At 64.8% G+C, this 11,421-nt stretch carries 11 protein-coding genes; 6 read left to right on the top strand and 5 right to left on the bottom strand.

The window, feature by feature from the left end; translation table 11 throughout:
• Positions 1-128 precede the first annotated feature (128 nt).
• Positions 129-746 carry a 2'-5' RNA ligase family protein gene (locus tag CBP34_RS11080; RefSeq protein WP_086912624.1) on the top strand — a complete coding sequence of 206 codons (618 nt, stop codon included), beginning with the start codon at positions 129-131 and terminating at the stop codon, positions 744-746.
• 213 nt (positions 747-959) lie between these two features.
• On the top strand, positions 960-2,030 hold the full coding sequence (locus CBP34_RS11075) for a DUF6352 family protein (protein WP_094098059.1): 1,071 nt from the start codon (positions 960-962) through the stop codon (positions 2,028-2,030).
• Positions 2,031-2,131: 101 nt separating this feature from the next.
• On the opposite strand, the gene putA is transcribed toward CBP34_RS11075, so the two are convergent.
• The gene (putA, locus tag CBP34_RS11070) at positions 2,132-5,917 is read right to left on the bottom strand and encodes a trifunctional transcriptional regulator/proline dehydrogenase/L-glutamate gamma-semialdehyde dehydrogenase (RefSeq protein ID WP_094098058.1); all 3,786 of its coding nucleotides are present in this window, start codon (positions 5,915-5,917) and stop codon (positions 2,132-2,134) included.
• Between the two features lie 126 nt (positions 5,918-6,043).
• Between putA and CBP34_RS11065 the strand changes: the two genes are divergently transcribed.
• The 3 genes from CBP34_RS11065 to rlmD all read left to right on the top strand — a co-directional run bounded on the left by CBP34_RS11065 (position 6,044) and on the right by rlmD (position 8,425).
• Positions 6,044-6,517 (top strand): Lrp/AsnC ligand binding domain-containing protein, encoded by a 474-nt coding sequence (locus CBP34_RS11065; protein WP_086912621.1) that lies wholly within the window; start codon positions 6,044-6,046, stop codon positions 6,515-6,517.
• A gap of 90 nt (positions 6,518-6,607) precedes the next feature.
• The gene (locus CBP34_RS11060; protein WP_086928743.1) at positions 6,608-6,901 is read left to right on the top strand and encodes a hypothetical protein; all 294 of its coding nucleotides are present in this window, start codon (positions 6,608-6,610) and stop codon (positions 6,899-6,901) included.
• Between the two features lie 60 nt (positions 6,902-6,961).
• Positions 6,962-8,425 (top strand): 23S rRNA (uracil(1939)-C(5))-methyltransferase RlmD, encoded by a 1,464-nt coding sequence (rlmD, locus tag CBP34_RS11055; RefSeq protein WP_094098057.1) that lies wholly within the window; start codon positions 6,962-6,964, stop codon positions 8,423-8,425.
• A 63-nt stretch (positions 8,426-8,488) separates the two neighbouring features.
• Here the strand turns inward: rlmD and CBP34_RS11050 are convergent, their stop codons facing one another.
• Both CBP34_RS11050 and CBP34_RS11045 read right to left on the bottom strand, forming a co-directional pair.
• Positions 8,489-8,860: a hypothetical protein gene (locus CBP34_RS11050; RefSeq protein WP_094098056.1), complete on the bottom strand. Its 372-nt coding sequence runs from the start codon at positions 8,858-8,860 to the stop codon at positions 8,489-8,491.
• A gap of 111 nt (positions 8,861-8,971) precedes the next feature.
• Positions 8,972-9,667, bottom strand: a complete 696-nt coding sequence (locus CBP34_RS11045; RefSeq protein WP_094098055.1) for a Bax inhibitor-1/YccA family protein — start codon at positions 9,665-9,667, stop codon at positions 8,972-8,974.
• A gap of 213 nt (positions 9,668-9,880) precedes the next feature.
• On the opposite strand from CBP34_RS11045, the gene CBP34_RS11040 reads away from it, so the two are divergent.
• Positions 9,881-10,288: a GlcG/HbpS family heme-binding protein gene (locus CBP34_RS11040; RefSeq protein WP_086927460.1), complete on the top strand. Its 408-nt coding sequence runs from the start codon at positions 9,881-9,883 to the stop codon at positions 10,286-10,288.
• Positions 10,289-10,575: 287 nt separating this feature from the next.
• Here CBP34_RS11040 and hemP read toward each other — a convergent pair whose 3' ends face one another.
• Positions 10,576-10,803: a hemin uptake protein HemP gene (gene hemP, locus CBP34_RS11035; RefSeq protein WP_086927459.1), complete on the bottom strand. Its 228-nt coding sequence runs from the start codon at positions 10,801-10,803 to the stop codon at positions 10,576-10,578.
• Between the two features lie 204 nt (positions 10,804-11,007).
• On the bottom strand, positions 11,008-11,418 hold the full coding sequence (locus tag CBP34_RS11030; RefSeq protein ID WP_086927458.1) for an ExbD/TolR family protein: 411 nt from the start codon (positions 11,416-11,418) through the stop codon (positions 11,008-11,010).
• Between the last annotated feature and the right edge of the window lie 3 nt (positions 11,419-11,421).

The following is an 11,421-nucleotide window of genomic DNA, read 5'->3' as shown; positions in this document are numbered from 1 at the left end:
ACAGGGCCGCGCAGGGGAGGCGTCTTGTCGCCTGCACGGTGCCCGCGCCCTGACGGGGTGGCCTTGGAACCTGGACAGGGCGTAGCCCACGCGTTAAGGTGTCTGGCTCCGTTGAAGGAGCCACTGACATGCCCCACGACCAGCCGGTGCTGCCCGGTATCGCGCTTGCGCCGGGCCTCAGCCACCATACATTCTTTGCCGTTCGTGCGGATGCCGATGCAGCGCAAAAGGCAGATCGGCTGTGCGATCAGGAGATAGCCTTGCGCCACCTGGCAGGAAGCAAGGTACGCAAGGAGCGATTGCATGTCACCCTTGTTTCCCTGGGGTGGGACGCCGAGTTCCCAGAGCACAAGGTCGGGCTTGCACGCCTTGCGGCTGCGCAGGTGAATGCACCTGCATTTCCTCTGCGACTGGACCGTTGTCTGAGCTTTCAGCGGCGCAACGCAAGGCGCCCGTTGGTGCTCTGTGGGCACGACGCCGGGGTGGCGGGTTTCATGGAACTCCACCGCTCGCTGTACGGTGCGCTGGACAGTGCATTTTCTGGTGGGACGGGTACGTCTCATGCCGCACCTTCCGTGACCCCTCACATGACCCTGATGTACAGCCCCTCCGTGGTGGAGGAGCATCCGGTGGAGCCCGTGGGGTGGATAGTGCGGGAGTTCCAGCTGCTCTACAACCTGCGCGGCTCCCCGGGGCCGTACCGGGTGCTGGGATGGTGGACGCTGCAGGACCCGCGGTGCATGTGACGATTTGCGCCTTTTGGCGTCAGCAGGGCGTTTCTGGCAATGCTCTCTCCAGGGTGCTTTTGCAATCGGTTTGATTGCGCATCGGCACAATGTCGCTCTTGTCCTTTTTTGCGATCAATGATCTGACCCGAGGATGTGCCCTCGCGGGATCGCGCTCCACCCGATGAACAATTTTCTTGCCTGCGTGCTGGCGCCAGCTGGAGGCCGTGCAACATGACCTCGCACTCGGATTTCTGGCCCCATTGCGGCTTTCACTCGCTCGCGCGAGACACGCGCGGCTGGCTGCTGCCGACTGAAGCGTACTTTCAGTGGATATTGACAAGACCCGAACTCGCCTTGGTGCCCGAGTCGTGCGCCGCAGAGATAGCCCTGCACCAGTCGCTGGCCACATCGCCATTGCGGCCCGTGGCGCCTCAGGAACTGGTGGCGCTGGTGGATGACGACGCGCGCGAGAACTACGCCGTATTCCTGCGCTTTCGGGATGGGCTCCTTGCTGCCGGCACGCTGGAGGCCTATTACCTGCAGCTCATGCGCAGCGGGGCGGTGGATGTGCCTGCGGTGTTTATCGACGCCGTGGTGCAGGCGCTGCTGCGCAACCTGCTGGACGACTGCAACGATGCCTTCGAAGCCCGCGCCGCCGAGATGCTGTTCCGGCCTCAGCGCATCACCTTGCACGAGGGACAGATGCTCGCGGGCGACCGCGCCACGCTGGACATGCTCCATGAGACAGCGGGCCTGGGCGACATGGGCCGTCTTCTGCTGGAAAGCGGTGCGCTGCAACCGCGCGTCGATATGCAGGTGCTCCGTGCGGACAACGCCCTGCAGTACTGGCAGGGCAGCGAGCGATACCACTTTCTGCTGGACCTGACCCACGAGCTGAAGCAGGACCTGAGCCATGGCCTCACTTTCAAGATGACCAGCGCCCGCTCGGGCCTGAAGGCTCTGGCGCGCGTGCTGGAGCGGTGGGTGGCACACCTGCTGGGCGTGCAGGTGTGGATCGAGCCCGTGCACCAGATCACCGACAGCGCGTGGCGCTGGCATGTGGGGCTGGATGTGGAGTCCACCGCCATTCTCAATGACCTGTACCAGGATCGTCCGGTCGATGCCGACCGCATGGCGCGCCTGGTGAGCCTGTTCACCCTGACCTTTGCCAGCCCGGCCGAGATGAGTGCCGATGTGGCGGGCAAGCCGGTGTACCTGGGGCTGGCCACCAATGCCGAGGGCGTGGTGCGCATCAAGCCGCAGAACCTGTTGCTCAATCTGCCTCTGGCTTCACAGGTTTAATTTGCTATTCAATAAATAGCTGTTCGCGCTTTACTTATAAGCGCTGGCGGCCAATTTGATTCAAATTTCAGCCCGGGGTGTGGTTGTACGGCCGCGGGCACTCATCCAATCGTCATCAGGCTCGCATTGCCCCCGGCCGCCGCGGTGTTCACGCTCAGCGCACGCTCAATCAGCAGGCGCTCCAGCGGGATTTCCGTGTCACCGGGCTGCAGTGCAGTCACGCCCACGATGGGCCCGGCGCGGCGGACGAGGGCGGTGCACACGGTTTGCAGCGATGGGGCGTCGCCATGGTGCAGCACGGCGCCCAGTTCCACCGTGCCGTCGTTCAAGACGTTGTCCTGCAGCATGACCTGCGCTTGCACCAGCGTGGGCAGTCGGGTGCGCAAGTCGGCCTGCACGCTGGGCCACAGGGCCGTGCCGCCGCTGGCAAGCACGGCAGCCGTCTGCACCAGCAGGTCGTCCATGCTTTGCGCCAGGCACAGCACGCGGGCACGTGGGGCCAGGGTGTAGACGTTGCGCTCGCCCGTGGGGCCGGGCAGGGTGCGGGCGGTGCCGCTTTGGGTTTGCTGCGCAAAGCGCTGGCAGGTGCTGGCCAGGGCTGCATTGCCTTGCTGCTGCGCCCACTGCTGCAGGGTGGCCAGGGGCGCCAGCAGGCGCTCGCGCGCAGCATCCTCTGGCGGCGTGGTGCGGTCTGCATCGGCAAAGGTGCGTGCCAGCGCATCGGCCGGGCGCTGCGACAGCAGGCGCAGCAGGTACAGCGGCCCTCCCGCCTTGGGCCCCGTGCCCGACAGGCCTTCGCCACCAAACGGCTGCACACCCACCACGGCGCCCACCATGTTGCGGTTGACGTACACGTTGCCAGCATGGGCCCGGTTGACCACGCGGGCAATGGTTTCGTCGATGCGGGTGTGCACGCCCTGCGTCAGGCCGTAGCCGGTGGCGTTGATCTGGTCGAGCAACTGGTCCAGGTCGTTGCGGGCGTAGCGCACCAGGTGCAGCACGGGGCCGAAGACTTCGCGTTGCAGCTCGCCGATGTGGTTCAGTTCGATCAGCGTGGGCGGTACAAAGGTGCCCTGTGCGCTGGTGGCCGACATGTGGTTCGGGTGCTGGAACACACGATGGCCCTTGGCCTTAAACGTCTCGATGTGTTGGGTGATGCCAGCTTGTGCTTCGGCGTCGATCACCGGGCCCACGTCCACGCGCAATTCGCCAGGATTGCCAACGCGCAGCTCGCCCATGGCGCCTTGCAGCATCTCGACCACGCGGTTGGCGGCTTCTTCCTGCATGCACAGCACGCGCAGCGCGGAGCAGCGCTGGCCTGCGCTGTCGAAGGCCGACGACACCGCGTCGCCCACTACCTGCTCGACCAATGCGGACGAGTCCACGATCATCGCGTTCTGCCCACCGGTTTCGGCAATCAGCGGGATGGGGCGGCCTGCGGCATCCAAGCGCCCGGCCACGGTGCGCTGCAGGATGCGCGCTACCTCGGTGGAGCCGGTGAACATCACGCCCATCACGCGGGCATCGCCAATCAGGCGGGCGCCCACGGTCTCGCCCTGGCCGGGCAGCAGCTGCACTGCTGCGCGGGGCACACCGGCCTGCCACAGCAGGCGCACGGCCTCGGCGGCGATCAATGGCGTTTGTTCGGCGGGCTTGGCCAGCACGAGGTTGCCTGCGGCCAGCGCGGCAGCGACCTGGCCCATGAAGATGGCGAGCGGGAAGTTCCAGGGGCTGATGCAGGCCACCGGGCCCAGCGGGATGTGGGTGGCGTTGTCGAAGGTGCTTTGCACCTGCGCGGCGTAGTAGCGCAGGAAGTCCACGGCCTCGCGCACTTCGGCCACGGCGTTGCTGGCGCTCTTGCCGGCTTCACGCATCAGCAGGCCCAGCAGGGGCTGCATGCGAGCTTCCAACAGGTCGGCGGTGCGCAGCAAAGCGGCTGCTCGCTCTGCGGGTGGCGTGGCGGCCCAGGGGGCTGCGGCGGCCTGGGCGTGGGCCAGGGCCTGGTCTACGTTGGCGGTGGTGGCTTCTTGCACCTGGCCCACCACGTCGTTGTGGTCAGCGGGGTTGCGCACGGGCTGGGTGGTGCCTGCGGGCATGTCGGTGGCCAGCAGGGGCGCTGCCGTCCAGGCGTGGCTTGCCGTGGCTTGCAGGGTGGTGGCCAGCTCGGTCAGGGTGTTTTCGCTCGACAGGTCCAACCCGCGCGAGTTGGTGCGTTGGGCGCCGTACAGCGCAGCTGGCAGAGGAATGCGCGGGTGGGGCAGGCCGGCAGTGCCTTCGGTGGCGGCTTGCTGGTCTACCACCTGCACGGGGCTCTTCACCAGCTCATCCAGCGCAATCGTTTCGTCGGCGATGCGGTTCACAAACGAGGTGTTGGCACCGTTCTCCAGCAGGCGGCGCACCAGGTAGGCCAAAAGGGTCTCGTGTGTGCCCACGGGGGCGTAAATGCGGCATGGGCGGCCCAGGCCGCCCTTTCCTGTTTCTCGGCCGAGCTTGCCCGCAGTGATGGCGCCCACCACCTGCTCATACAGCGGCTCGCCCATGCCGTGCAGGCACTGGAACTCGTACTGCCCAGCGTAGTAGTTGCTGCCCGCCAGTTGGTAGATGGTGGCCACCGTCTCGGCATTGTGCGTGGCGAACTGTGGGTACACGGCCTCGGGCGCGGACAGTAGCTTGCGTGCGCAGGCGATGTACGAAATGTCGGTATGCGCCTTGCGGGTGTAGACGGGGTAGTCTTCCAGGCCATCGACCTGGGCGCGCTTGATTTCGCTGTCCCAGTACGCGCCTTTGACCAAGCGCACCATCAGGCGGCGCTGGGTGCTGCGGGCGAGTTGAACCACGTAGTCAATGACGAAGGGGCAGCGCTTTTGGTAGGCCTGGATGACGAAGCCAATGCCGTTCCAGCCCGCCAGCGTGGGCTCGTGGCACAAGCGCTCCAGCAGGTCCAGCGACAGCTCCAGCCGGTCGGCCTCCTCGGCGTCGATGTTCAGGCCAATGTCGTACTGCCTGGCCAGCGCGGTCAGGCGCAATACCAGCGGGTACAGCGCGTCCATCACCCGGCCAAACTGCGCGCGGCTGTAGCGCGGGTGCAGGGCCGAGAGCTTGATGGAGATGCCGGGGCCTTCGTAGATGCCGCGCCCGGCAGAGGCCTTGCCAATCGCGTGGATCGCCTGTTCGTAGGAAGCGTAGTAGCGCTTGGCGTCTTCGCTGGTCAGCGCGGCCTCGCCCAGCATGTCGTAAGAATAGCGAAAGCCCTCGGCCTCCATCGTGCGGGCGTTGCGCAGGGCTTCGTCGATGGTTTCGCCGGTCACGAACTGCTCGCCCATCATGCGCATGGCCATGTCTACGCCCTTGCGGATCAGGGGCTCGCCGCCCTTGGCCGTAAGGCGGCGGAGCGAGTTGCCCAGGCTGCCTTCGCTGTGCGTGGCCACCAGCTTTCCGGTGATGAGCAGGCCCCAGGTGGCGGCGTTGACGAACAGCGACGGGCTCTTGCCCAGGTGGGCATCCCACTGGCCGTGGCTGATCTTGTCGCGGATCAGCGCGTCGCGTGTGGCCTTGTCGGGGATGCGCAGCAGCGCCTCGGCCAGGCACATCAGCGCCACGCCTTCTTGCGACGACAGCGAAAACTCCTGCAGCAGCCCCTGCACGATGCCCGCGCGCCCGGCGCTGGCCTTGCGTTCGCGCAGCGCCTTGGCAATGCGCAGGGCGAGCTGCTCGGCCGCTGCGGCCTGGTCCTGCGGCAGGCGAGCCTGGGCAAGCAGCGGGGCCAGCGCTTCGGGCTCGGGGCGGCGGGTGGCGGCGGTGATGACGGCACGCAGCGGGTTGCTCAGCGGGGTGCGGGGAGCGAAGTCGGCAAACGGAGCGGGAGGCTGGGCGTTGGGCTGCGTCATGGCGGTGTCTTTCGATGGTTGTGAGAGCTAAACATCGGTTGGGCGCGTTTATGGCGATGATCCTTGGGATGGTGGTGAATTAATGGTCAAAAATTGGCATTCAGACCGAACAAATCGCTAATCAACATGCAAACAGAAACCGATATCGACCGCATTGACCGCAAGATCCTGTCAATCCTGCAGGAAGACGGCCGCATTGCCAACCTCAAGCTCGCCGAGGCCGTGGCCCTGTCGCCCACCGCCGTGCTGGCACGCGTGCAGCGCCTCACGCGAGATGGCTTCATCCTGGGCTACGAGGCGCGCCTGAATCCGCTGAAGCTGGGCGCTGGCATGCTGGTGTTTGTGGAGGTGCTGCTGGACCGCACCACACCCAATGTGTTCGACCAGTTCAAGGCCGCAGTGCAGGTGCATCCCGAGATCATGGAATGCCACATGGTGGCGGGCGGCTTCGACTACCTGCTGAAAACCCGCTCGGCCGACATGAACGCCTACCGCGTGTTTGCGGGCAACGTGCTATGGCAACTGCCGGGTGTGCGCGAGACGCGCACCTATGCGGTGATGGAAGAAGTCAAGCACAGCAACCACCTGCATCTGCGGTAATAACGGGCCGCTGCCGTTCGGCGGGCTTTTGCGGCCGGCTGCCGTCACCGCATAATGGAAAGCAATATCAGCCAGATCGAGGAGAAGACCATGTCCGCATTTCCGTACGCCGCCATTGCACTGGTGGCAGCCTTCGCCAGCCAGTCGGCTGCGGCCGCCTGCTATCTGGTGTATGCACCCAATCAAGAGATCATTTACCGGGCGTCCACGCCGCCGGTAGACATGTCGCGTGAAATCCATGAAACCCTGCCCCAGGTGGCTCCGGGCGGCACGCTGGTGTTCTCGCTGAACGACCAGGGCTGCGAGCTTGCCATCAACAAGCTGCCGCTGACTTCTACATCGGTGCGCGGCGGCATGCGCCCTGCGCGCGCAGACCGGGGCTGAGTCAGGGTGTCTCATGCGGGGCCGGGGCAAGCGCCGGCCCGGGCCTGAGACAATCGGGGGATGAGCGAACCGAAAGAACTATCCCCCTCGTTTGAACCGACCGAGCAAAATTCCCAGGGCGATCTGCCCGAGGGCTGGCTGCAGGTGCAGTCGATGGACCTCGATGCCCAAGGCGTCGCCCGCAAGCCCGATGGCAAGGTCATCTTCATCGACGGTGCCCTGCCATTCGAGCTGGTCACCGCCAACACCCACCGCAAGAAGAACAACTGGGAGCAGGCCAGCTTGACGGCGATCCACCGTGAATCGTCGCAACGCGTGCGCCCTGGCTGTCCACACTTTGGCCTGCATGCCGGCGCCTGCGGCGGCTGCAAGATGCAGCACCTGCATATTGGGGCCCAGGTGGCCGTCAAGCAGCGGGTACTCGAAGACAACCTGTGGCACCTGGGCAAGGTCAAGGCCGAGACCGTGCTGCGCCCCATTGAAGGGCCAGCCTGGGGCTACCGTTACCGCGCCCGGCTGTCCGTGCGCCATGTGATCAAGAAAGGCCAGGTGCTGATTGGCTTTCACGAACGCAAGAGCCGCTATGTGGCCGACATGGAGCAGTGCCCCGTGCTGCCACCCCATGTGGACGCCATGCTGATGCCTTTGCGGGCGCTGATTGCCGGCCTGGACGCCCGTGACACCTGCCCGCAGATCGAACTGGCCTGCGGCGACACCGTGACCGCCCTGGTGCTGCGCCACCTGGAGCCGCTGAGCACCGATGACATCGCCCGGCTGCGCGCCTTTGCGGCGGAGCACCATGTGCAATGGTGGCTGCAGGCCAAGGGGCCAGACACCGTGAAGCTGCTGGACGAAGGCGGAGAGCAATTGTCGTATGCGCTGCCAGACTTCGGCATCACCATGCCCTTCAAGCCGACCGACTTCACGCAGGTGAACCCGCACATCAACCGCGTGCTGGTGTCGCGCGCGCTGCGCCTGTTGGATGTGCAGCCCCATGAGCGCGTGATCGACTGGTTTTGTGGCCTGGGCAACTTCACGCTGCCGCTGGCCACGCAGGCCCGCGAGGTGCTGGGCATCGAGGGCAGCGAGGCACTGGTAGCCCGTTCGCGCGAGAACTATGCACTCAATCAGGCTGTGGCGCATGACCATAAAGCGCTGGCAGCTACAGATTTTGTAGCTCGCAACCTGTTCGAAATGACCCCCGAGATGCTGGTCGCCGATGGCGCCGCCGACAAATGGCTGGTGGATCCACCGCGCGAGGGGGCGTTTGCGCTGGCCAAGGCGCTGGCCGACATCGAGCAGTCGCGCATTGGCGCCGATGGGGCCGGGCCGCTGCCCGCAGGGGCCGAGGGCTGGACGCCGCCCAAGCGCATCGTCTACGTCAGCTGCAACCCCGCCACGCTGGCGCGGGACGCCGGGCTGCTGGTGCATCTGGGAGGGTACCGGTGCACGGCGGCCGGCATGGTGAACATGTTCCCCCACACGGCGCATGTGGAGAGCATCGCGGTGTTTGAGCGGGATTGAAGCGGGGCGCGGGCTGGAGGGCTTCCATCCCCCGGCCGGCTTTTGCGGCGCTGCAGCCGGGCGTCAGCTGCGGCTGCGGCCGGTGGCTGCGTCGCGCGGCTCGGTCTCGATGTCGGAGGTGCGTTCGCCGCGTTCCGGTTTGTCCATCTTGCCGAGCACCGAGGGCGTGCCCTCGATCTTGTTCTCGCGCATGTAGCCGTCCATGTCTTTCCAGCCTGCAAACACCGAGGCCTTGGCGGCCTTGGGGTTGAGCGTGTAGCAGTCTTCCAGCCCCCGCAGCGCATGCCGGCAGGCACCGCCGATGGCCTTGGCTTCGGCTTCGCGCTGGGCGATGCGCGGGTCAGGGCCCAGGCCGGGAATCTCGCAGCCGGCCAGCAGCAAAACCGCTGATGCAGTAACCAGGCGCAGTAGCGTGGGGGAGGGGTTTGGATACATGTACTTGCATTATCGGCAGTTTGACTGCGCTATTGAGGCCTGATCTCGGTGCGGGCCAAGAAAAAAGGCTCCCGAAGGAGCCTTTGATGCGGTGAATAACCGACTGGCGTGTCAGTCGCGTTCGCCGCCCATGATGCCCAGCAGCGCCAGCAGGCTCTGGAACACGTTGAAGATGTCCAGGTACAGGGCCAGCGTGGCGCTGATGTAGTTGGTTTCGCCGCCGTCCAGGATCTGCTTGAGGTCATACAGCATGTAGGCGCTGAAGATGCCGATGGCCGCCACCGAGATGGCCATCATGCCGGCCGATGAGCCCACGAACACGTTGATGACGGCACCCACCATCAGCACCAGCGCGCCCACCATGAGCCACTTGCCCATGCCCGAGAGATCGCGCTTGATGACGCTGGCCAGGCTGGCCATCACGAAGAACACGCCGGCCGTTCCGGCAAATGCCGTCATGATGAGTTCAGAGCCGTTGCTGAAGCCCAGCACCATGCCGATCATGCGCGAGAGCATCAGGCCCATGAAGAACGTGAACGCCAGCAGCACGGGCACGCCCGCAGCCGAGCGCTTGGTTTTTTCGATGGCATACATGAAGCCGAACGCGCCGCCCAGGAACACGATCAGGCCCAGGCCGCCGCGCAGCGACTGGGTGATGCCGGTGGCCACGCCGATCCAGGCGCCCAGCACGGTGGGCAGCAGGCTCAGCGCCAGCAGCCAGTAGGTGTTGCGCAGCACCTTGTGGCGCTGTTCCTGCGAGATGCCATAGCCCGCAGAGTGGCCCAGGGTGGTGACTTGGTCATTCATCTTGTGTCTCTCCTAGTTGGCCTGCACGACGCAGACCGCTGGATTCTATGTGGCGATGTTCTGGCCAAATGCAATAACCGCACCCGGTCAGACGGTTTAGGTCACTATTGTTTCGCCCCAGGCGGCGGTTTGCAGGGCGCTTGCTGCCGCTATGCTTGCCGTTTTCTTCCGGGGGCCTTGCAATCCAGTCCCCCTCAACCCTGCGTGGCAACCATGAAAACCAAACCCGAACTCGAACTGGCCGACATCAAGAAGATTGCGGCGGCTGCCGAAGCTGAAGCCCTTAAGAACCACTGGGCCGTGACCATCGCCATCGTGGACGATGGCGGCCACCTGCTGTGGCTGCAGCGCCTGGACGGCGCGGCTGCGGTGTCATCGCACATTGCGCCTGCCAAGGCCCACACGGCCGCCCTGGGCCGCCGCGAGAGCAAGGTGTATGAAGACATCGTCAACGGTGGCCGCACGGCGTTTCTGAGCGCGCCCGCCATTGAAGGCCTGCTCGAAGGTGGCGTGCCGATCATGAAAGACGGGCAATGCCTGGGTGCCGTGGGCGTGAGCGGTGTGAAATCGTCCGAGGATGCGCAGATTGCGCGCGCTGGCATTGCTGCGCTGGGCCTCTGATCAGAGGCTTTGTGCTATTAATTTAATAGCTGTTTGCGCTTATAGGTAAAGGGCTTCAGCCCGAAAATATCATGAAAATCAAAAAACCGGTCCGTGGACCGGTTTTTTTGTGCTGCGAGGCATGCAGGAGCGTGGGGAAAAAAAACCTGGCTACGCGGGCAAGCCCGTTGGCTGGCAAAAAAGACCCTTTCGGGCTTGAGACAAGCCCGGGAGTCTCCCCACGATGAAACTCTGAAGTGACGCCAGCAGCTGTGTGGCGCGGGCGACCGCGCTTGCTGGCGCCCCGTTTATTTGGTCAGGATCAGCTTGCCCAGCTTGGTGGCTTGCAAGCGGTACACCGATCCGTTGTGGCGAATGGCCACGGCTTTCTGTCCCTGCAAAAGCGTGCTGCTGTCCACCGCAGCGGCAGCGCAAGTGGCATCAGCCGTGTGTGGGCCGGGCGTTGCTGATGGGGATACCGTCAGACCGGAGGCGGCGGAGCACAGGGGAGAAGCGATGGTCAAAGTGGCTTGCATGAGGGGTCCAGGTGCATTGCGATTTTGTTTGCTAATGATAACGATTCGCAATTACAAGTCAAGTGATTTTTTCTGACGAACGATAAAAAATGGGGCTTGGGGCGGGCGCCATATCGCACAGATGCGGAACGTGGGCGCAATCTGGTGCCCCGCCTTCAAGCGCTCGATAAGTCCGTGGGGCGCCGCTGCCCCGTGGCAGTTGGGTTACTGCGGCGGCTCGGTGACAAAGCCGATCTTGCGCACGCCCGCACGCTGTGCCGCTGCCATGGCCTGGGCCACGCGCTCGTAGCGCACCTCCTTGTCGCCCCGGATGTGCAGGTCGGGTTGGGGCGTTTTGGCCGCTTCGGCCTGCAGGAGGGAGACGAGTTCTTCGTCGGCAACCGGCGCGCCGTTCCAGAAATACTTGCCGTCGGCGGCCACTGACAGGCGCACGGTTTCGGGCTTGATGAGCTCGGGCTGGTTGGTGGCGCGCGGCAGGTCCACGTTTACCGAGTGCTTCATCACCGGCACGGTGATGATGAAGATGATGAGCAGCACGAGCATGACGTCCACCAGCGGGGTCATGTTGATCTCGTTCATCACCTCATCGGCATCGTCTTGGGTTCCGAATGCCATGGC

The sequence above is a fragment of the Acidovorax carolinensis genome (assembly GCF_002157145.1).
In the GTDB taxonomy this organism is placed as follows: domain Bacteria; phylum Pseudomonadota; class Gammaproteobacteria; order Burkholderiales; family Burkholderiaceae_C; genus Acidovorax; species Acidovorax carolinensis.
This window is presented reverse-complemented; position numbering and strand designations above follow the sequence as displayed.